General features: G+C 72.5%; 19 protein-coding genes. 6 read left to right on the forward strand and 13 right to left on the reverse strand.

Annotation, left to right across the window (positions count from 1 at the left end):
• The first annotated feature begins 95 nt into the window (after positions 1-95).
• Entirely contained in the window at positions 96-1076 is a 981-nt protein-coding gene (locus AB8O64_RS20210) for an ABC transporter substrate-binding protein (protein WP_370420456.1), read from the forward strand.
• Between the two features lie 185 nt (positions 1077-1261).
• Positions 1262-2359 carry a hypothetical protein gene (locus tag AB8O64_RS20215; RefSeq protein WP_370420458.1) on the forward strand — a complete coding sequence of 366 codons (1098 nt, stop codon included), beginning with the start codon at positions 1262-1264 and terminating at the stop codon, positions 2357-2359.
• 82 nt (positions 2360-2441) lie between these two features.
• On the opposite strand, the gene AB8O64_RS20220 is transcribed toward AB8O64_RS20215, so the two are convergent.
• Both AB8O64_RS20220 and AB8O64_RS20225 read right to left on the reverse strand, forming a co-directional pair.
• Positions 2442-3593 carry an NADH-quinone oxidoreductase subunit D gene (locus AB8O64_RS20220; protein WP_130878294.1) on the reverse strand — a complete coding sequence of 384 codons (1152 nt, stop codon included), beginning with the start codon at positions 3591-3593 and terminating at the stop codon, positions 2442-2444.
• 85 nt (positions 3594-3678) lie between these two features.
• Positions 3679-4680: an SAM-dependent methyltransferase gene (locus AB8O64_RS20225; protein WP_370420459.1), complete on the reverse strand. Its 1002-nt coding sequence runs from the start codon at positions 4678-4680 to the stop codon at positions 3679-3681.
• Between the two features lie 121 nt (positions 4681-4801).
• On the opposite strand from AB8O64_RS20225, the gene AB8O64_RS20230 reads away from it, so the two are divergent.
• On the forward strand, positions 4802-5998 hold the full coding sequence (locus tag AB8O64_RS20230; RefSeq protein ID WP_370420460.1) for a sensor histidine kinase: 1197 nt from the start codon (positions 4802-4804) through the stop codon (positions 5996-5998).
• A 77-nt stretch (positions 5999-6075) separates the two neighbouring features.
• Positions 6076-6750, forward strand: a complete 675-nt coding sequence (locus tag AB8O64_RS20235) for a response regulator (RefSeq protein ID WP_370420462.1) — start codon at positions 6076-6078, stop codon at positions 6748-6750.
• A gap of 139 nt (positions 6751-6889) precedes the next feature.
• Here AB8O64_RS20235 and AB8O64_RS20240 read toward each other — a convergent pair whose 3' ends face one another.
• The 7 genes from AB8O64_RS20240 to AB8O64_RS20270 form a co-directional block, all read right to left on the reverse strand.
• Complete coding sequence (locus AB8O64_RS20240; protein WP_370420464.1) at positions 6890-8035, reverse strand: acyl-CoA dehydrogenase family protein; 1146 nt, start codon at positions 8033-8035, stop codon at positions 6890-6892.
• Positions 8036-8085: 50 nt separating this feature from the next.
• A complete protein-coding gene (locus tag AB8O64_RS20245; RefSeq protein ID WP_370420466.1) occupies positions 8086-9069 on the reverse strand; it encodes a carbohydrate kinase family protein in 984 nt (327 codons plus the stop codon).
• A 95-nt stretch (positions 9070-9164) separates the two neighbouring features.
• On the reverse strand, positions 9165-9854 hold the full coding sequence (locus tag AB8O64_RS20250) for an O-methyltransferase (protein WP_370420467.1): 690 nt from the start codon (positions 9852-9854) through the stop codon (positions 9165-9167).
• 66 nt (positions 9855-9920) lie between these two features.
• Positions 9921-10667 (reverse strand): NADPH-dependent FMN reductase, encoded by a 747-nt coding sequence (locus tag AB8O64_RS20255; protein WP_356458309.1) that lies wholly within the window; start codon positions 10665-10667, stop codon positions 9921-9923.
• A gap of 137 nt (positions 10668-10804) precedes the next feature.
• On the reverse strand, positions 10805-11980 hold the full coding sequence (locus tag AB8O64_RS20260) for a type III polyketide synthase (RefSeq protein ID WP_356458311.1): 1176 nt from the start codon (positions 11978-11980) through the stop codon (positions 10805-10807).
• 296 nt (positions 11981-12276) lie between these two features.
• Positions 12277-13050, reverse strand: coding sequence for an SDR family NAD(P)-dependent oxidoreductase (locus AB8O64_RS20265; protein ID WP_370420469.1), 774 nt, complete (start codon positions 13048-13050; stop codon positions 12277-12279).
• 72 nt (positions 13051-13122) lie between these two features.
• Positions 13123-14223, reverse strand: a complete 1101-nt coding sequence (locus AB8O64_RS20270) for a DUF4097 domain-containing protein (RefSeq protein WP_370420471.1) — start codon at positions 14221-14223, stop codon at positions 13123-13125.
• Between the two features lie 266 nt (positions 14224-14489).
• Between AB8O64_RS20270 and AB8O64_RS20275 the strand changes: the two genes are divergently transcribed.
• The gene (locus AB8O64_RS20275; RefSeq protein ID WP_370420472.1) at positions 14490-14906 is read left to right on the forward strand and encodes a winged helix-turn-helix transcriptional regulator; all 417 of its coding nucleotides are present in this window, start codon (positions 14490-14492) and stop codon (positions 14904-14906) included.
• 51 nt (positions 14907-14957) lie between these two features.
• Here the strand turns inward: AB8O64_RS20275 and AB8O64_RS20280 are convergent, their stop codons facing one another.
• The 3 genes from AB8O64_RS20280 to AB8O64_RS20290 form a co-directional block, all read right to left on the reverse strand.
• Entirely contained in the window at positions 14958-15647 is a 690-nt protein-coding gene (locus AB8O64_RS20280; RefSeq protein ID WP_370420473.1) for a TetR/AcrR family transcriptional regulator, read from the reverse strand.
• A gap of 97 nt (positions 15648-15744) precedes the next feature.
• Positions 15745-16509, reverse strand: a complete 765-nt coding sequence (locus tag AB8O64_RS20285) for an SDR family NAD(P)-dependent oxidoreductase (protein WP_130878282.1) — start codon at positions 16507-16509, stop codon at positions 15745-15747.
• Positions 16510-16730: 221 nt separating this feature from the next.
• Positions 16731-17819, reverse strand: a complete 1089-nt coding sequence (locus tag AB8O64_RS20290; RefSeq protein WP_370420475.1) for a DUF5937 family protein — start codon at positions 17817-17819, stop codon at positions 16731-16733.
• A gap of 99 nt (positions 17820-17918) precedes the next feature.
• Here AB8O64_RS20290 and AB8O64_RS20295 point away from each other — a divergent pair, with 99 nt between their 5' ends.
• Positions 17919-18248 carry a hypothetical protein gene (locus AB8O64_RS20295; RefSeq protein WP_370420476.1) on the forward strand — a complete coding sequence of 110 codons (330 nt, stop codon included), beginning with the start codon at positions 17919-17921 and terminating at the stop codon, positions 18246-18248.
• On the opposite strand, the gene AB8O64_RS20300 is transcribed toward AB8O64_RS20295, so the two are convergent.
• Positions 18168-19349 (reverse strand): low specificity L-threonine aldolase, encoded by a 1182-nt coding sequence (locus AB8O64_RS20300; protein WP_370420477.1) that lies wholly within the window; start codon positions 19347-19349, stop codon positions 18168-18170. The two genes, AB8O64_RS20295 and AB8O64_RS20300, sit on opposite strands and share 81 nt — an antisense overlap.
• Positions 19350-19432 lie beyond the last annotated feature (83 nt).

Genomic DNA, 19432 nt, shown 5'->3' on the forward strand with positions numbered 1-19432 from the left:
CACGGCGCCGCGCCCCTGCGATGCTGCCGTTCTGACGTCTGATCACCCGCGCGTCCGCCCCGGTGGACGTTCGGCCGAAGTGGATGGAGTGCCCCATGAGCTGGACCTCGCGCCCCGCGCGGACCACCCGTGCCCTGCTGGCCGTGGCCGGTGCCACCGCCCTGGCCGCGGGCCTGGCCGCCTGTGGCGGCGACAGTCTGGAGAAGTCCGGCGGGGGTGGTGGTTCGGCCAAGCCGGGCCAGGGCTCACTGGTGATCGGATCCGCGTCCTTCACCGCGTCCAAGCTGCTCGCGGAGATATACGCGGGGCTGCTCAAGGACGCCGGATATTCGACGCGGATCAAGACGGTCGACGCCCGCGAGCTGTATGAACCGGCCCTGGAGAAGGGCCAGATCGACGTGGTCCCGGAGTATGCGGCGACGCTCGCCGAATTCCTGAACAAGAAGCAGAACGGTAAGGACGCCGCCCCGGTCGCCTCGGCCGATGCCGACGCCACCGTGAAGGCTCTTCGGAAACTCGCCGAGCCGCGCGGACTGAAGGTGCTCGACCCCGGCCGGGCGGTCGATCAGAACGCCTTCGCCGTGAGCCGGGACTTTGCCGCGAAGCACGACCTCAAGACCCTTTCCGACCTGGGGAAATCGAAGCAGAAGATCAAGCTCGCGGCGGGCGACGAATGCGCGCAGCGGCCCTTCTGCCAGCCGGGTCTGGAGAAGACCTACGGCATCGACGTCACCGGTATCGACCCGCTGGAGGTCGGCAGCACCCAGGCCAAGCAGGCGGTCAAGGACGGCAAGGACCAGATGGTCCTCACCACCACCACGGACGCCACCCTCGAACAGTTCGGCCTTGTTCTCCTCGAGGACGACAAGAAGCTCCAGAACGCCGACAACGTACTGCCGGTGGTGAATGCGGAGAAGGCCGGTTCGCAGAAGATCGCGGACGCGCTCGGGAAGCTCAGCAGGGTGCTGACCACGGCCGATCTCACCGAACTCAACAAGAAGGTCGACGCGGAGCGCCTGAAGCCCGCGGATGTCGCCGCGCGCTACCTCAAGGACAAGGGCCTGCTCACGAAGTAGCCGGGAAGGAGGGGCGAAGTAAGATCAAGGGAAGAGTTTGGTGGTGGGGTCACACTCTTCGGGCGTCGCACGGTAAGTTTCAGGCCATGCCACGAGGACGCCACCGCCATTCGCCGCCCCTGCACAGGCTCCTTCCCTCATCGACGGTCGCCGCGACATCGGTCGCCTGCGCCGCCGGTGCCTGGGTGGTCGGAGAAACGGTCCTCATCCGCAGTCTCGCGGCGGCCGCGGCCGCCGCCTCTGTGGTCGGCGCCGTACTGATGCGCCGCTGGGACCGTTCCGCCGGCAAGCGCGTCGCCCAGCTCACCGCGGCCCGGGTGCGCGACGAGTGGAAGACCGAGGAGCGCATAGCCGAGCTGGAGACGGATCTCGAGGAGTCGCGCCTCCTGCGCACCAGGCTGGAGACCAAGCTCCGCGCCAAGCGGTCCGAGCTGGCCCGGCTGCGCACCGAGCACGCGGACCTGCTGCGCCGGTACGCCACCGCCGAGACCGAGCGGGCCGGGGTCCTGGAGCGCCAGCGGCTGCTCACCAAGGGCTCGGCCGCGCCGGCCGCCAAGGAGCTGGAGGCCGCGGCGTCGGCCCGGCAGAACGCTGCCGCCGCCTACATCAAGGCCGCCGACGCGCTGCGCAACCTGGAGCGCAACGGTGCCGCGCAGCGGGCCGCCGCCGAGACCCCGGACGTGCCCGCGGCCGCGGTTCCCGCGCCCAAGGCCCTGGAGAAGGCCGAGAAGCCGGCGAACGCCGCCGACCCCAAGGCGGTCAAGGCCCCCCAGCCCGGGCGGAAGCCGGGTGGTCCGGGGAAGCCGGGGCCCGGCACGCCCGGCCTCATGCCCGCTCCCAGGCCCGGCACGGGCGGTGTCGTGCGCGACCAGCGCACGGTGCCCGCCGCGGCGGCCGTACTGCCCCAGGCGCCCGCGCGCACCGCGTCCCGGGCGCAAGGCGGCTTCGACTTCTTCGGCACCCAGGGGATGCCGGCCCTGCCGGCGCGCCCCGTCGAGGAGGAGGACCTCGCGGACGTCGTCGGCGAGGAGGCCCTCGCCGAGCGGGAGCGCGCCCAGGCGGCCGAGGCCACGGCCGTGCCCGATCTCGACACCGATACCGACATCGAAAACACCGAAACCGACTCCAACTCCAACTCCGACCCCGACCCCGCCGACGCCGAGGCCGAGGACGAGACCGAGGACGGCGAGCCGCGGACCGCGGCCGACGGTTCGGTCATCGATCTGACGGCGCACGACGAGACCGAGCAGATCGACGTCGCCGGGCTGCGCAGCGCGATCTGACGGCGGCGCGAGCGACGGAAAAGAAGGGCGGGGGCCTCTGACGTGCCGAACGGCACGTCAGAGGCCCCCGCCCTTCTTTTCGCTACTTATCGATGTCGCCCACCACGAAGAACAGCGAGCCCAGGATCGCGACCATGTCGGCGACCAGCGTGCCCGGCAGCAGCTCCACCAGCGCCTGGATGTTGTTGAACGAGGCCGAGCGCAGCTTGAGCCGGTACGGCGTCTTCTCGCCCTTGGACACCAGGTAGTAGCCGTTGAGCCCGAGCGGGTTCTCGGTCCACGCGTAGGTCGAGCCCTCCGGCGCCTTGAGCACCTTGGGCAGCCGCTGGTTGATCGGGCCCGGCGGCAGCCCCTCCATCCGGTCCAGGCACGCGTCCGCCAGGTCCAGAGAATTGTGGGTCTGCTCCAGCAGGCACTCGAAGCGGGCCAGGCAGTCGCCGTCCTGGCGCGTGACGACCTTCAGCGTGTCCTGGAGCTCCCCGTACGCGAGGTACGGCTCGTCGCGCCGCAGATCGAAGTCCACACCGGAGGCGCGGGCGATGGGCCCGCTGACCCCGTACGCGTGCACGGCCTCGCGCGACAGGACACCGACACCGCGGGTACGGGCCCGGAAGATCTCGTTGCCGAGCACCAGCCGGTCGTAGACGTCCATCCGCGAGCGGACCTCGGCGACCGCGTGCCGGGCCCGGCCGAGCCAGCCCGCGGGCAGGTCCTCCTTCAGACCGCCGACGCGGTTGAACATGTAGTGCATCCGGCCGCCCGAGACCTCCTCCATCACCGTCTGGAGCTCCTCGCGCTCGCGGAAGGCGTGGAAGACGGGCGTGATGCCGCCCAGCTCCAGGGGGTAGGAGCCGAGGAACATCAGATGGTTGAGGACCCGGTTCAGCTCGGCGAGCAGCGTGCGCGTCCACACGGCCCGCTCGGGCACCTCCATGCCGAGCATCCGCTCGACGGCGAGGACGACCCCCAGCTCGTTGGAGAAGGCGGACAGCCAGTCGTGGCGGTTGGCCAGCATGATGATCTGCCGGTAGTCGCGCGCCTCGAACAGCTTCTCCGCGCCCCGGTGCATATAGCCGATGACCGGCTCGGCGTGCTGGATCCGCTCCCCGTCGAGGACGAGCCGCAGCCGCAGCACGCCGTGCGTGGACGGGTGCTGCGGGCCGATGTTGAGCACCATGTCGGTGCTTTCCGCCGCGCCGCCGATGCCGACTGTGGTCTCAGAGGTTGGGGCCATGGGGAGTAGTTTGTCAGTCACGCGCGCGTGCGGCGGTCCGGGGCGCCCGGGGCGGCCCGCACACCCCGCCGCACACCCCCGTCGCTCACCCCGCCGCCAGCTCCGCCGGCAGCCCCGCGCAGGCTCCGCCCACCGGGTGCAGCAGCCAGCCGAAGGCGCCCAGCCCCGCCGGGGCCACCAGCTCCGCCGCCTCGCCCGCCGCGCCCAGCGCCCGGACGTACGCCGCCGGGTCGGTGGAGGCGAGCGCCAGCGGCGGCCTGCGGCCGTCGACGCCGAGCGCCGTCAGGGCCTGGCGCTGGGTCAGCAGCGTGCCGTCCTCACCCGCGCAGGCGTCCAGTGCGACGTGCGCGGTGATGTCGCACGAGCCGTCCGGCACCGGCCGCACCTCGCGGCCCTCGCGGAAGCCCGTCAGGGTGCCGAAGGGCGGCCGGTGGTCCCGGCCGTGCGTGTAGTCCACCGCCACCGCCAGCCCGGCCCGCAGGCTGCGGACCGCCCGTGCCCAGGCGGCGTCGCGCGGGTGGCCGATCTCCGCGCGGGAGCCGGGGGGCGCGCCCTCCAGCGGCCACCAGCGGGCGAGCCAGGCGGCGTCCTCGCCCTCGACGGGGTCGCCGAGCAGCTCCTCGCCGTCCGGCTGCACGAGCACCTGGCGCGGCGTGCCCTCCGCGTCCGCCTCGGCGACGTCGAGCGGCACGTTGTCCAGCCACTCGTTGGCGAACAGCAGGCCCTCCACGCCCTCCGGCAGGTCACTCAGCCAGGTGATCCGCTCGTCGAGCCCCGGCGGCCGCGCCGCCCGTTCGACGGCGTACGGGCGCAGCCGCGCCGCGAGTTCCGGCGGCACCTGCGCCAGCACCCCGGTGAGCAGCTCGCCGCGCCCGGCCCCGACATCGGTCAGCGCCAGCTCCGCCGGATGCCCGAGCGCCGCGTCGACCCGGCCCAGCAGCCGGGCGACGGCCCCCGCGTAGAGCGGCGAGGCGTGGACGGAGGTACGGAAGTGCCCGGCGGGGCCCTCGGGGCGCCGGTAGAAGCCGTCGGGCCCGTACAGGGCGGTCTCCGCCGCCGTCCGCCAGGTTCTCGTTCCCTGTGCCATACGCACACGCTATGCGCCCTCGGCGGTCACCTCGCCTCCACCTTGCGGAGTAGGCGGGACGTACAGGGATCGATCGTCCGGTTGACCCCGGCACGTACTCCGCGTGCCTACGCTGGGTGACGTGCAGCGCCTCTACGACTTCCTCCGCAGGCACCCGACGGGTGTGGACAGCTTCTGGGCCGTCCTGCTGCTCGGCCTGATCGCGATCTCGTCCTCGTCGGGCGGGCCGGGCGGGGGCCCCGTGATCGCGGAGATCCTCATCTACGCCGCGCTGTGCCTCGTGATCGCGCTGCGCCGCCGCGCGCCGGAGAAGATGCTCCTCCTGGCGACGGCCGCCGGGGTGGCCCAGCTCGCCCTGGACGTCTCCCAGAACCCGGCCGACTTCGCCATGCTCGTGATCATCTACACGGTCGCGTCCGGCAACACCCGCTGGGCGTCCCGGTACGCCCTGATCGGCGCACTCGTCGCCCCCGCGCTCGCCACGATCCGCTGGAGCACCTACGAGGGGAGCCTGTCGAGCGAGGTCATCCAGACGGTGTTCCTCACCGTTCCCTTCGTCCTCGCCTGGGTGCTGGGCGACTCGATCCGCACCCGCCGCGCCTACTGGGCCCAGCTCGAGGAGCGCGCCGCGCGCCTGGAGAAGGAGCGCGAGCAGCAGTCGCGGATGGCCGTGGTCGCCGAGCGGGCGCGGATCGCCCGCGAGCTGCACGACGTCGTGGCGCACAACGTCTCGGTCATGGTCGTCCAGGCGGACGGCGCCGCCTACGTCCTGGACGCCTCGCCGGAGCAGGCCAAGCAGGCACTGGAGACGATCTCCGGCACCGGCCGCCAGGCCCTGGCCGAGATGCGCCGGCTGCTGGGCGTGCTGCGCACCGACGAGGGCGGCGAGGGCGGCGAGTACGTCCCGCAGCCGGACGTGGAGCAGATCGGCGACCTCGTCGAGCAGGTGCGCAACGCGGGCCTGCCGGTGGACTTCCGCATCGAGGGCTCGCCCCGGCCGCTGCCCAGCGGCGTGGAGCTCACCGCGTACCGCATCGTGCAGGAAGCCCTCACCAACACCCGTAAGCACGGCGGTCCCGACGCGGCCGCGAGCGTGCGGCTCACCTACTTCGACGACGGGTTGGGCCTGCTCGTCGAGGACGACGGCCGCGGCGCGCAGCACGAGCTGTACGAGGAGGGCGGTGCGGACGGCATGGGGCACGGGATGATCGGCATGCGCGAGCGCGTGGGCATGGTCGGGGGCACGCTCGACGCGGGCCCCCGGGCGGGCGGCGGCTTCCGGATCAGCGTGCTGCTGCCGATCAGGGCGGGCCGCTGATCACGGCCGCATTCGTTCACGGAGTATGGAAGGACGCGCGTGCCGCTCGTACGCGCGCCGAGGAAAGGGACCCCCGCATGTCGATCCGCGTGATGCTCGTCGACGATCAGGTGCTGCTGCGCACCGGATTCCGCATGGTGCTGGCAGCCCAGCCGGACATGGACGTCGTCGCCGAGGCCGGGGACGGCGCCGAGGCCCTGGAGGTGCTGCGCGGGACCGACGTCGACGTGGTGCTGATGGACGTGCGTATGCCGCGGATGGACGGGGTGGAGGCGACCCGCCGGATCTGCGGGCAGGAGGGAGCGCCGAAGGTGCTGATCCTGACCACCTTCGACCTCGACGAGTACGCCTTCTCCGCGCTCAAGGTCGGCGCCAGCGGCTTCATGCTCAAGGACGTGCCGCCGGCCGAGCTGCTGGGCGCGATCCGCGCGGTGCACAGCGGGGACGCGGTCGTCGCGCCCAGCACCACGCGACGGCTGCTGGACCGCTTCACGCCGATGCTGCCGAGCGCGGCGGGCGAGCCGTCGAGCGCGGAGCTGGACCGGCTGACGGGCCGTGAGCGCGAAGTGATGCTGCTGGTGGCCCAGGGGCTGTCCAACGGCGAGATCGCGGCGCGGCTGGTGCTCTCCGAGGCGACGGTGAAGACGCACGTGGGCCGCATCCTCACGAAGCTGGGGCTGCGGGACCGGGTGCAGGTGGTGGTGCTGGCGTACGAGAGCGGTCTCGTACGGGCTGGTGGGGGCACCGCCTAGTCGTGCCGACTGCGGGCCGTCTTGCCGCCTGCGGCGGCGGGCGCCCTGCGGGCGCGTCCTCAATCGCCGGACGGGCTGAAATCAGCCCGTCCGGCGATTGAGGACACCGCCGCGCAGCGGAGGTGCGCTCCTCGTAGCCTCAGAGCCGATAGGCAACCCGCATCCCGGAGAGCCACGCGGCCGCCGCCGGTTCGGGTCGCAGACGGACGTGGCTGGCGGCGGTGTGGACGTCCCGCCAGGCGCGCTGGAAGGGATGGCTCTGCGAGAAGCCGCGGGTACCGGCGGCGGACATGAGGCGGTCGACGGCCTCCGTCGCGAGTTCCGCCGCCCGGGCGCAGTCCCACGGCGACCAGGACGGCCAGTCGGGGCGCGGTACGGCCGCCGTGCCGTCCGCGTCCCGGGCGACCCGCTCCACCAGCAGCCGGGCCAGCTCCACGTCGCCCGCGGCGCGCACCAGGCCGAGCCGGTCGGGCGTCACCGTGTCGTCCTCGCCGAGGAGTTGCCGGCCGGCGATCTCCATCGCGCCCTGCGCGGCCCCGAGTACGGGCGGCGCGAACGTCATTCCCGCGATGGAGCGCAGCGGGACGACGGGACGGCCGTCCAGGGACTTGGTGCTGACGTCGCTCATGGGGAAGGTGCGGTGGTCGGGCACGAAGACGTCGTCCGCGACGAGCGTGTGGCTGCCGGTGCCGCGCATGCCGAGCGTGTCCCACGTGGTCTCGACGGTGAACGCCTCGCGCGGCAGCGCGAAGAACAGGTTCCGGGGGGTGCCGTCCGGCTCCGGGGGCCCGGCCGGGCCCGCCACCAGGGCCCACTCGGCGTGACCGGCCGCGCTGGTGTACGGCCAGCGCCCGGACAGCCGCCAGCCGCCGGTGGCGGCCTCGGGGCGGCCCACGGGCAGCATGGACGACGCGATGACGGTGTCCGGGCCGCCCGACCACAGATCGCGCTGTCCCTCCTCGGGCAGGAAGGCGGCGACCCGGCTTCCGTAGGCGAGGATCGAGGCGCACCAGCCGGCGGAGGCGCAGCCCTCCGCCACCGTCATGATCGCGTCGGTGATCTCCAGGAACCCGCCCCCGCCGCCGCCCCACCGGCGCGGCACGAAGTGCCGGGGGAAGCCGGCCGTCACGAGGGCGCGCAGGACCTCCGGCCGCAGTTCGCGCTCGGTGTCTGCGGCCTCGGCGTGGGCCGCGGCGATGTCCCGTGCCTTGTGGGCCGCGACGGACAGGTCCGTTTCGTGGACGTTGTGGACGTCGTACGCGACGTCGTCGTGCGGGGTGTTCATCGGGGGTGTCTCTCCTGGTCTGTCGGGGGTGCGGCGCGCGTGCCCCGTGGTCAGCGGCCGGTCAGGGCGGCGAGCACGGTCGCGGCGGTCAGCGGCCCGTAGGCGGCGGTGAGGGCGTCCGCGCAGCGGGCCGGGTCGAACGCGTAGGTCTGCGTCCCCACCTCGGTCAGGGCGAGGGACGCCAGCGCGGATCCGGCCCGCGCGGCCCGTACGGGATCGCCGCCGGTGGCCAGGGCCGCGAGGAATCCGGCGCGGTAGGCGTCGCCCGCACCGGTCGGGTCGGCGACGTGCCCGGCCGGCACGGCCGCGATCGTGACCGCCGCCTCGCCGGGGCGCTCGACGCGGCTGCCCTGCTCGCCGAGGGTGGTGATCCAGGTGCCGACGCGGCCGAGGACCTGGTCGTGGGTCCAGCCGGACTTCTCCAGCAGCAGGGCGTGTTCGTAGGCGTTGGTGAACAAATAGGTCGCGCCGTCGATCAGTTCACGGACCTCTTGGCCGTCGAGGCGGGCGAGCTGCTGGGAGGGGTCGGCGGCGTGGCCGATGCCCAGCGCGCGGCAGGCGCGGGTGTGCCGCAGCATGGCGCGCGGGTCGTCGGCCCCGACGAGGACGATGTCCAGGCCGCCCAGCCTGCGGGCGGTGGCGGCCAGTTCGATGTCGGCGGCCTCGGTCATCGCGCCCGCGTAGAAGGCGGCGATCTGGTTGCCGTCCAGATCGGTGGTGCACAGGAAGCGGGAGGTGTGCCGGGTGGCGGACAGCCGTACGGAAGCGGTGTCGACGCCCACCGCGCGCAGCCGGGCGCCGTACTCCTCGAAGTCGGCGGCGCCCGCGGCGCCGACGAGCGCGGGGGAGCGGCCCAGCAGGGCCAGCCCGTACGCGATGTTGGCGGCGACCCCGCCGTAGCGGACGTCGAGCGTGTCGACGAGGAACGACAGCGAGACGCTGGCGAGCGCGTCCGGCAGCAGCTGCTCGGTGATCCGGCCCGGGAAGGTCATCAGGTGGTCGGTGGCGATCGATCCGGTGACGGCGGTACGCATCGGGGCCCCGTGGCGGTGGTGTGGGTGGGTTCGGCGCGGGGCCGGAGAGCTCCGCGGATGGGGGTTGGCGGGACTCTCCGGCCGGCTGCCGTCCGTCAGTGCGTACGGACGGAGATCTCGAGTCCGTCGCCGAGGGGCAGCGGCAGGGAGGTGTAGCCGTTCCCGGCGGTGCGCACGTGGCCGAAGAACTCCTTCAGCTTCTCCGGGAAGAGGTTCGTGTCGTCGGCGACGACGACCGAGCCGGTGGTCAGCTTCGGCTCCAGCAGGCGCAGCACGTCGAGGAACAGCGGTGTCCAGCCGTCGAGGAGGAGCAGACCGATGGGGCCGGGGACGGAGGGCAGGGTCTCGCGGGCGTCGCCGACGCGGACCTCCGCGTACTCCGACAGACCGGCCTCGGCGATGTTCGCGGTGGCGAGCGCGGCCTTGGCCTCGCTGAGCTCGGAACCGTAGACCTTGCCGCCGCCGTTGTCGCGGACGGCCGCGGCCAGGTGGATGGTGGAGATGCCGTAGGAGGTGCCGTACTCGACGACGGTGGTCGCGCCGGTGGCGCGGACCAGCTGGTAGAGGAACGTCCCGACCTCCGGCGGCACCGGCAGCAGGGCATCGCCGGCCAGATCGGTGAGCTGCCGCAGCTCGTCGGCCGAGGGCGTGCCCTGCCAGCCGGTGAGGGTGCCGGCCACGCGGGGGGTCTTGGCGTCGTCCCCCGACGCCTCGGTGAACAGCCGGTCCAGGACCGTGCGGACGGCGGGGTCGGTCAGGCCGGGGAGCTGTGCCGTGTTCGGCATGGGAGAAGAGCCCTTCGAAGGTGGTGGGGGTGTGACGGGTGAGGGGTGCGGGCGTCGGCGGTGCCGTTACGCCGCGCGGGCCTCGGTGATCCAGGCGGTCGCGGTCCGGGCGTCGATATTGGCCCCGGAGAGGCGCTCGATGATGGCCTCGTCGGTGGCTCCCTCGCCGAGCGCCCGCACGACGAAGGGGTAGAACTGCACCCGATTCAGCATGGGTTGGTTGCGCAGCACCGCGTCGCGCAGTTGGCCGGCCGCGTCCGTCTTGACGGCGTCGGCCAGTGCTTCGAGCTGGATGGTGATGAGCGCGGCGGCCATCGGGTCGGTGAGCCGCACCGAACCGTCGGGTTCGACGACGAGCGTGCTGGGCGCGGAGGAGACCACGGCCTCCGGCTCGGAGATGACCAGATTGCCCATGCCGCTCAGGATCCGGTTGGTGTCGCTGAGGCAGCGGAAGCCGTTGAGGCGGCCGAGGGTGGCGACGAGGACACAGACGGCCTTGCCGCGGAGCGGGCCCCGGGCGTGCGGGCGGGAAGCCCAGTCGATGGCGTTCTTGAGCACGCCGGGGATGGTGTTGTTGTACTCGGGGGTGGCGATCACGATGCCGTCGGCCTGCCGGATCGCCTCGCGCAGCCGGGTCACGGCCGGCGGCGCCGGGTCGACGTCCAGGTCCTCGTTGTAGACCGGGACGTCGGCGAGCCCGTCGAAGATCTCCAGCTCCATGCCCTCGGGGGCCAGCGGCTGCAGGGCCTTGAGCAGACGGGTGTTGTACGAGCCCCGGCGCAGGGACCCGGAGATGGCGAGGATGCGGGACATGCGGCGGCCTTTCCGTGCGGTGGTGTCCTTGCGCGCCGGCCGTACGCCGGTGGATATCGCGGACCGGACACGCCGGACGGGCGGTCGTCCGTCGGATATCGGCGGTACGGCGGCGGAATTAGGGGAACGCCCGGCGCTCAGGCCGGTACCACCTCGGAGAAGGCCTCCTCGAACTCGAATTCCGTCCCGCCCGCGGTCCATTGGCCCAGTGACACCTCGGCCGTGATGCCGGGACCGAAGCCGGCGATCATCCCGCGCGCGCCGTCCGTCACTTCGTTCTCGTCGAACATGCGGGCCAGTGAGTCCAGGACCACGGCGCTGGCGATGTTCCCGTATTCGGTGAGGGTGCTCCGGCTGAACCTGAATTCCTCGGGAGCGACGCCGAGGTATTTGCAGAGGTCGTCCAGGATGCGCGGGCCGCCCGCGTGGATGATGTAGAAATCGAGGCCCTGTACGTCCCAGCCGTGCTGCCCGGAGATCTCGCGGAGGACGGGGGCGAGCGGCTCCATCGTGCCGGGCACGCGCTTGTCGAGCCGGAAATGGAAGCCCGTGTCCTTCACGTCGTAGGAGATCCAGTCCTCGGTGTCCGGGATGAGATAGGCGGCGTTGCGCTGCAGCCGCACGCCGGTGCCGCCCTCGCCGCGGACCACGGTCGCCGCCACGGCGTCGCCGAACAGGCCGTCGGAGAGCAGGGAGCCGACGTCGCCGTCCGACGGCTGGTAGCACAGGGAGCAGAACTCGCAGGCCACGATGAGGACGTTCGCGCGCGGATGGGCGACGCAGAAGTCGTGCGCGCGGTTGATGGCGGCGGCGCCGGCCGCGCAGCCGAGCTGGGCGATCGGGATCTGGCGGGTGTCGGAGCGGAATCCCATGGAGTTGATCAGCCAGGCCGTCATCGAGGGCATCATGAAGCCCGTGCACGACACATAGATGATCGCGTCGACGTCGCGGGCGGTCAGCTCGGCATTGGCGAGGGCCTGCTGGACGACGGGCGGGACACGGCGTTTCGCCTCGCGTTCGTAGATTTTGTTGCGTATCTCGAACCCGGGGTGCTGAAGGGTGCGTTCGAGCGGCTGGACGATGTGGCGTTTACGTACGCCGGTGTTGGTGATGAGACGTAGCGCGAGCGGCAGGTGCGGGCTCCCGGAATACACGCGCCGCGCCATGTCGAGAGTTTCGTCCATGGTGATGACGTTTTCCGGAACCGCGATCGCCGGACGGCAGATGGTCGCCAAGGCTGTCTCCTTAACCCGTTGGGACGAGCGCACGGATGACACCTCACCGGGGTGAGGTGCGGTGAGCACGTGCAGCATGCAAACAAATGCCAAACGGGCGCCGCAAGAGGGGAGATGATGCCCCTACGTGGCACGGACTGCCCCCTTCCGGTGGGGACTGCGTCCGGCTGCATAAAGAGAGCGTCAGTGTTTTCACATCATGGTTTGAATTTCCTTCCCGGAAAAGGGCATGGCGATATCGCGGCTCGGTGCTCGGCCCCTCGGTCGCGGTGATCGTCGGCTTTCGTGAGTCGGGTGAGGGGTGTGGGGGAGCCCCTGCCGCGGCGCACGGGGGTGGCACACACGACAGGGGCGGTTCATGGTCCGTGGTCGGGTCAGTGCATGATCTGGCCCCCGTCCACGGGCAGATGGGCGCCGGTGATGTGCCGGCACAGATCGCTGGACAGGGCGACGATGGCGTCGGCCACGTCCTCGGCCTGGGCGATCCGGCGCAGCGGGGTGACGGCCTCGATGGCGGCGACGACGGGCAGGCGCCGGGTGGGCGCGCTGCCGTCGGTGGGCACGAGGCCGGGCGCGACGGTGTTCACCCGCACGCCGTCGGGGCCCAGTTCGGCGGCGAGCACCCGCATCAGGGCGTCCTGCGCGGCCTTGGCCACGGCGATGTCCGCCACCTCGGGCGCGCCGCTGCGGGATTCGCTGGAGCCGACGAAGACGATGCTGCCGCCGCGCCGCTGCCGCATGGCCGCGCCGACCAGCCGGCACACGTTCAAGGTCGCGCGCAGCTGGCCGTCCACCCGGGACTGGATCTCGAAGCCGGAGTCCAGGGCCGTGCCGCGGAAGACCGGTCCGCCGCCGATGGCGTTGCACACGAGGACGTCGATGTCGCCGAGCAGCTCGGTGGCCTGCCAGACGAGTTCCGCGGCGGCGTCCGGGTCGCAGACGTCGCCCTGCACGGCGACGGCCTTGGAGTGCTCCTGCTCGATGTCCCGGACGACGTCCTTGGCGGCCTGTTCGTTGCGGAGGTAGTTGACGGCCACCGAGGCACCGGCGCGGCCGAGGGCCCGGGCCGTGGCGGCCCCGATCCCGCGGCTGCCGCCGGTCACCAGCGCGGTGCGACCCGCCAGGAGGCGGCCGGCATCTGTGTTCACGTGAGGACTCCTGATCTCTCGGCCCTGGTGAAAGGCCTGAGGGGGCGGTCGGGAAGGGGCACCTGCGGGGCGTCAGACGGCGCGGGTGATCCAGACCCGGCCGGAGCCGGTGCGGGCCCGCAGCCGTACGCGCGGCGCGCCCGTCCGCGGCGCGGAGCCGTCCGACAGGTCGTCGCGCACCCCGCCGGCCCCGGAATGGGCGTCCACATCGGGGGTCACGCCGTCACAGACGCCGACGCGGATCTCTCCGGAGGTGGTGACGGCTTCGAGGCTTCCCGCGGCCAGGGAGCCGACCGAGATCCGCCCGGTGCCGGTGTGCGCGGAGACCTCGCCCTCGACCGTGCCCACGTCGATGGAACCACTGCCGGTGCGCAGGCGCGCGGCGCCCGCCAGCCGTCCGGCACAGACGCTGCCGGTGCCGGTGTCCAGCTCGGCCTCGCCCTCGGCCCGCTGCAGATCGAGGGAGCCGGCCCCGGTGCGCAGGTGCGCGGTGGCGGCGGTCCCCGTGACGGAGACGAAGCCGCTGCCGGTGCGCAGGTGCGGGTGGGAGAGCGCGGGGGCGGTGATGTCGACGGTGAGCGCGGTGGCCCACAGCGGGTGGCCGTGGGGGAGCGCGACGCGCAGCCCGGCCTCGGGGGAGAAGGAGATCTCGATGGCGTCGAGACCGGGGTCGGTGAACGCCGGCGCCCCGGCGGCGGGCACGGCTTCGGTGGCGGGTGCCGTCCCGGGTACGGATGATGTTCCGGGTGCGGAGGGGACGAGGCCGTGGCCGGGGACGTAGCCGTGGCCGGGCGGAACGGTGCCGAAGCCGGGCACATAGCCGTGGCCGGGCGGGATCGGACCGTGCGGACCCTGACCCGCGCCCCACCCATGACCGTACGGCGACGGCACGGGCGGCACTCCGGGCACGGACGGGGCCTGCGGCATCCGGCCCGGCTGCCAGTCGTATTCGGGCTGCCAGCCCCAGGCGTCACCGCGCGGCGAGCCGTCGGGCTCGGCGGGCCACGCCCCGTGCCCGTACCCACGGGGTTCCGGCCGCACCTCGACGACGAGCTCCGGCCCTTCGGCCAGCCGGGCGCGGATCCCGCCCGAGCCCAGCTCGACATCCAACCGAACCGGCCGCACGCAGGAGAAGACCTCTCGCCGCACGACACCGGTGCCTAACGCCACCATGACCTTTTCCTCATTCACGAGTCCGAACTGATCGGAGGGCATCCCTCCGAACCATGCCCTCACAGTATCGGAGGAAAACCCTCCGAACAAGGGGAGTCTGCGCCGATCTGGCTTGAAAAATGGCTCTGACCAGTGCTGATGCATCAAGAGTTGGCAAAACCGACGCCAGCGGTAACCGGGCGTTCGTGACGTGTTGAATGATCAGAATGCGACACGAACAGGCAATCTCGATCACGCAGAAATCTGTCGAGACGGGAGGGGCGACCATGACCGGCACGGGGGCCTCGGGGGAGGCGCCGTGGCGCGGCGAGGGGCCGCGGCGCGGCGCGACGGAGGCGGCCTCCGGGGACGTCGGCGGCTTACCGGACGTGTCGTCCGCCCGGGCCGTCATCGGCATCATCTCGGGGAAGTGGGACCTGACGGTCCTGGTGGAACTCTGGTCGCAGGGCCGCGGGCACGCGGAGCTGGGCCGCGCCACGGGAGTGGAGCGCAAGCAGCTCACGCGCGTACTGCGGCGTCTGGAGGGCGCGCGGCTGGTCGACCGCATGGTCGACACCGAACGCTCGCCGGTGCGGGTGCGCTACGGCCTCACCCGGCGCGGCCGCGAGCTGCTGCGCAGCGTCGACGAGCTGGCGCGCTGGTGGGTGACGGCTCCGGTGGAGGGCGCTCCCAGGGAGGCGTGAGGGCGTGACCGCGGGTGCACGTACCGGGGCCGGCGCAGGCCGGGGCGCTTTTCAGCCGCGCCCGCCGTCCTCCGTCGCGCCACCGATGTCGCCGCCGTTCCACAGGGCGTCCAGCGCCTGCTGGTCGAGCCGGGGGCCCGCCGCCCGGCCCGACTCCGGGGCCGCGAGGCCCTGGATGAGCAGCCGCAGATACCGGTGGGCGAGTTGCTGCCCCAGCTCGGCCTCGATGCCCGGCAGCGGCCGGGAGATCAGCGAGAGGACGAGCAGGATGTCGACGTGGTTGACCTCCGCCCGCAGCGAGCCCTCGGCGCGGGCCCGGTCGAGCAGGCCGTTCAGTGCGTCCACGTACTCGGTCCTGGTGCGCAGGACCTCGTCGGTCTTCACGAACCGGCCCGCGGCGACCGGCAGCATTCCGGCCGCGTGCGTGGTGACGCAGTGGTGCAGGACCCGGGTCAGCGCTCCCCAGGCGTCCGGTTCCTGCTCCGTGGCCTCGGCCACCTCGTGCGTCACCTCGCGCATGACGTCGAGGCAGACCTCGCGCAGCAGGTCCTCACGGGTGGCGAAGCGCCGGTAGAGCGTGGCGATGCCGACGCCGCCGCGCCGGGCCACCATCTCCAGCGGCGCCTCGGGACCCTTCTCCTGGAAGACCTGCTTCGCGGCGTCGATGATCCGTCGCCGCGCCTCCGCGCGGAACCGCGGGCCGCTCTGCTGTGCCGTCTCCGAGCCGTGCGCCGTGGCCATCGCGCCTGCACCCCCTGGTCGAACTTCGGAGGGACTTCCTCCGATCATCGACTCTACCGTGGGTGCGGTGGGCGCCGTGGGCGCCCGGTGAGCCGGGTCAGTGCGAGGCCTGGCCGCCGTCCACCGGCACATATGCGCCGGTGATGTGCCGGGTCAGATCGCTGGCGAACGCCACGACCGCGTCACCCACGTCCCCGGGCTGTGCGAGCCGGCGCAGGGCGGTGTTGCTCTCGATGGCCGCGACGAGCTCCGGCCGCATCGCCTCGGCGCTGCCGTCGGTGGGGACGAGGCCGGGGGCGATGGTGTTCACGCGGATGCCGTAGGGCCCGACCTCGGCGGCGAGCGAGCGCATCAGCGCGTCCTGCGCGGCCTTGGCGATGGCGATCTCGGGGATGGCGGGCGCGCTGCTGCGGGACTCGGTGGAACCGATGAACACGATGCTTCCCGCGCCGCGTTCGCGCATGCCGGGCACGACCAGGCGGCACATCTGGAGGGTGGCGCGTAACTGTGTCCGTACGCGCTCCTCGATCTGCGCGGCCGACTCGATGGTCGACCCGTGCGTCACGGCGCCGGGACCGGCGGCGTTGCACACGAGGATGTCGATGTCACCGAGCATCGCGGCGGCCTGGTCCGCCACGTGGATCGCACCCTCGGGGTCACAGACGTCGCCCTGCACGGCGACGGCCTTCGAGCCCTCGGCCTCGATCAGCTGGACCACGTCCGACGCCGCCTGCTCGTTGCGGAGGTAGTTGACGACGACGGACGCTCCGCTGTGGCCGAGCGCGAGGGCGCACGCGGCGCCGATCCCGCGGCTGGCGCCGGTGACGAGCGCTGTACGGCCTTCGAGGAGGCGGTTGCTCATGGTTGGTGCTCCTGAGTGGGTTCGTGGCGAAGAATTACATCGGAGGGTTACCCTCCGATCGCCTCCCGCGAGGGTATCGGAGGGCTGCCCTTCGATACAAGGTTCACTGCGTGAGGCTTTGCCTCTTTGCGGCGCCGTTGCCGCTGGCGCGCAGCGGACACCACCCCACGCCAGCGGCAGCGGACCCGCACCTGGCAACGGTCAAAGCCCCGCGCAGCGGATCAGCGGAGAACCGTCTCCAAGAAGTCGCTTCCCAGTCGAGCGACCAGCGTCAAGTCCAGCTGATGCAACACATACCGCCCCCGCCGCCGCGTACTCAGCAACCCCGCCTTCTTCAATACCGCTATGTGCCGAGACACCTCAGGCGGTGTCAGCCCATACGCAGCGGCCAGCTCACCCGTGGTGTGCGGGCCGCGGGCCAGCGTGCGGCACAGGCGCATGCGTACCGGGTGGGCGAGGGCCTCCAGGCGTTCCTGGACCAGCTGCGGGGCTGTGAGCTGGGGCAGCTCCGTGCTGGCCACGGGGTACTGGATCACCGGCTGCCAGCCGGAGCGGTGCACGACGAACAGGTGCGGCCAGCCGAAGGCGGTCGGCAGGAACGTGACCCCTTGCCCGTAGGCCGTCGTCCGGCCGCTCGCCAGCTTGTCGACGACGATGCGGGTCCGGTCCTCGCCCTGGGAGAGGGAGACCGCGGGGGACACCGCGGCCAGGGCTTCCGCCAGGCCCTTGCGTTGCAGCAGATCCGCCTTGTGGCGGGCGTCGGCCGCGAGTTGGACCCGGACGCGCTGCCAGTTGTCGCCGAAGAATGCCTGCTCGCAGTCCTCCAGCAGGCGCCGCAGCCAGGCGCGCAGGGCGCGCGGGTTCTCCAGCATGCGGTCGGTGAACTCCGCCTGGCGCGGCCCGCGGGCCGCGGAGAGCTCACGGACCCGCGCCCGCTGACCCGCGTCGACCAGCGGGGAGGGCAGGCCCTGCTCGTAGCCGGACGTGCAGGTGATCTCGAACGCCGCGGAGGTGAACGTCTCGTCGTCCATCCGGTCGAGGTCGTCCAACTCCTCGGCGAGCGTGGCCCGGGGGACGGCCGGCAGCAGGATGTCCGAGCGCGAGGAGCGCCACAGGAAGTCGGCCTCGGTCAGCCGGTCGGCGAGATCCGGCTTGAGGGAGGAGGCCGTGGCGGTGGCCCAGGGGTGCAGCCCCGGATGGTGGCCGGGCTCGGACAGGGCGTGCAGCATCGCGCCCAGCTCCGCCAGCGGAGACGGGCTGAACCGAATGCGCTCGGGGGGCAGACCGGTGATGTCGATGTCCACGCTCATGCGCTCATCGTGCCTCTCTTCTCGCAGGTCGAGCCGTCGATTGACGGTCCTCGTCAATCCATGCGCCGACGGTCCGGGACCGGCGCAATGGTGATGCCCATGAACGCCACTCAGCAGCACATGCTCGACCTCTTCCGCGCCGCCCAGCTCGGCGAGCCCGCACCGCCGGCCCCAGGCCGAGGCGACTGGCAGGCCGTCCGGGAATTCCGCACCTGGCGGGAGTTCCAGGCGGTCGTCGACGCGAACACCGCGACCCGCCGCGCCCGTTGGGCGGCGCTGCTCCGACTGCTGCGGCCCGCCGCGCGCACCACCGGAGCCGCCCCCGTCCGTACCCCCGCGCTCTCCCCGTCAGCCGTCCGCCGCGACGCGGTCCAGGAGAGCGCCGACAGCCGCTCCGATGTCGTCGGCCGTCCAGCTCAGTGCGGATGAGGCGACGGTGACCTCGGTGACGGACAGGCCGGGTACCTCACCCGGGAACCAGCGGTTGAAAAGGGTGGTGCGGGTCTCCTCCGCGAGCCGCACCCCCGCCTCTTCCAGGACCTCCGGCGGATACGGCAGCCACACCTGGAACTGATGGGTGTGCGGCACCCCCGGATTGACGCGGAACCACGGCACCCGCGCCGCGCGGAACGCCTCGTCCAGCGCCTTCGCGACGACTTTCGCGTGCGCCACATACGACGGCAGCCGCGGCAGCTCGCGGTCCAGCCCGGCCAGCGCGGCGAGGACCGTCGGCCACTGCTGGGCGACCTGGCCGCCGTACCGGTGCCGCCACGCCTTCGCCTCCTCGATCATCGACGCGGGTCCCGCCAGGGCCGCCCCGGCGATACCGTCGAGCGACTTGTAGAACGACACATAGACCGAGTCCGCGAGAGCGGCGATGTCCGCCAGGCCGACCCCGAAGTGCGGTGCGCACTCCCAGAGCCGGGCCCCGTCGAAGTGGACCACCGCGTCCCGCTCGCGGGCGGCCTCGACCACCGCCGTCAGCTCCTCCCAGGTGGGAAGCACGAAGCCCGGCTCGCGCAGCGGCAGCTCCAGGGAGAGCGTCCCGAAGGGCTCGTCCAGCTCGCGCACCTCCGCGGCCGTCGGCATCCGCGGCTCGTCCGTGGGGTGCACCGGGCGCAGGCCGCTCAGCACCATGTACGCCTTGCGCTCGTGCTTCTCCAGGTGCGACAGCGGGTGCAGTGCCACGACGTCGTTGCCCGTACGGCCCGCCCAGCACCGCAGCGCCACCTGCTGGGCCATCGTCCCGGTGGGGAAGAACGCCGCGGCCTCCATGCCGAGCAGCTCCGCGGTGCGCGCCTCCAAGTGGGCGACGATCCCGTCGCCGTAGGCGTCCAGCCGGCCGTCCAGGTCGTACACGCCGGGGGCCTCGGCGGTCAGCAGGGCCAGCCGCTCGCCGAGCGTACGGGCGAAGGGGCTCTCCGAAAGGACCCGCTCGGAGCCGCGCAGCGCTGCCAGCCTGCGGTCGCGGCTCACCTCCCGCACACCGTCGTCGCGGGCGCCGTCCGTCTGATCGTTCTCGTCAGCCATGTCCCGATCATGACGCACGGGCCCGACACCGGCCATGAGTTATCCACAGGGTGCGCATGCCGCCCGCCACCTTGTCCACAGGG

The organism is Streptomyces sp. QH1-20 (assembly GCF_041283565.1).
GTDB lineage: Bacteria > Actinomycetota > Actinomycetes > Streptomycetales > Streptomycetaceae > Streptomyces > Streptomyces syringius.

Excerpts from the sequence above, each read along its gene's own strand:
- AB8O64_RS20210 (WP_370420456.1), top strand. The coding sequence starts at position 96 with ATGAGCTGGACCTCGCGCCCCGCGCGGACCACCCGTGCCCTGCTGGCC.
- AB8O64_RS20220 (WP_130878294.1), bottom strand. The coding sequence starts at position 3,593 with ATGGCCCCAACCTCTGAGACCACAGTCGGCATCGGCGGCGCGGCGGAA.
- AB8O64_RS20225 (WP_370420459.1), bottom strand. The coding sequence starts at position 4,680 with ATGGCACAGGGAACGAGAACCTGGCGGACGGCGGCGGAGACCGCCCTG.
- AB8O64_RS20235 (WP_370420462.1), top strand. The coding sequence starts at position 6,076 with ATGTCGATCCGCGTGATGCTCGTCGACGATCAGGTGCTGCTGCGCACC.
- AB8O64_RS20240 (WP_370420464.1), bottom strand. The coding sequence starts at position 8,035 with ATGAACACCCCGCACGACGACGTCGCGTACGACGTCCACAACGTCCAC.
- AB8O64_RS20245 (WP_370420466.1), bottom strand. The coding sequence starts at position 9,069 with ATGCGTACCGCCGTCACCGGATCGATCGCCACCGACCACCTGATGACC.
- AB8O64_RS20250 (WP_370420467.1), bottom strand. The coding sequence starts at position 9,854 with ATGCCGAACACGGCACAGCTCCCCGGCCTGACCGACCCCGCCGTCCGC.
- AB8O64_RS20255 (WP_356458309.1), bottom strand. The coding sequence starts at position 10,667 with ATGTCCCGCATCCTCGCCATCTCCGGGTCCCTGCGCCGGGGCTCGTAC.
- AB8O64_RS20260 (WP_356458311.1), bottom strand. The coding sequence starts at position 11,980 with ATGCTGCACGTGCTCACCGCACCTCACCCCGGTGAGGTGTCATCCGTG.
- AB8O64_RS20270 (WP_370420471.1), bottom strand. The coding sequence starts at position 14,223 with ATGGTGGCGTTAGGCACCGGTGTCGTGCGGCGAGAGGTCTTCTCCTGC.
- AB8O64_RS20275 (WP_370420472.1), top strand. The coding sequence starts at position 14,490 with ATGACCGGCACGGGGGCCTCGGGGGAGGCGCCGTGGCGCGGCGAGGGG.
- AB8O64_RS20280 (WP_370420473.1), bottom strand. The coding sequence starts at position 15,647 with ATGGCCACGGCGCACGGCTCGGAGACGGCACAGCAGAGCGGCCCGCGG.
- AB8O64_RS20285 (WP_130878282.1), bottom strand. The coding sequence starts at position 16,509 with ATGAGCAACCGCCTCCTCGAAGGCCGTACAGCGCTCGTCACCGGCGCC.
- AB8O64_RS20290 (WP_370420475.1), bottom strand. The coding sequence starts at position 17,819 with ATGAGCGTGGACATCGACATCACCGGTCTGCCCCCCGAGCGCATTCGG.
- AB8O64_RS20295 (WP_370420476.1), top strand. The coding sequence starts at position 17,919 with ATGAACGCCACTCAGCAGCACATGCTCGACCTCTTCCGCGCCGCCCAG.
- AB8O64_RS20300 (WP_370420477.1), bottom strand. The coding sequence starts at position 19,349 with ATGGCTGACGAGAACGATCAGACGGACGGCGCCCGCGACGACGGTGTG.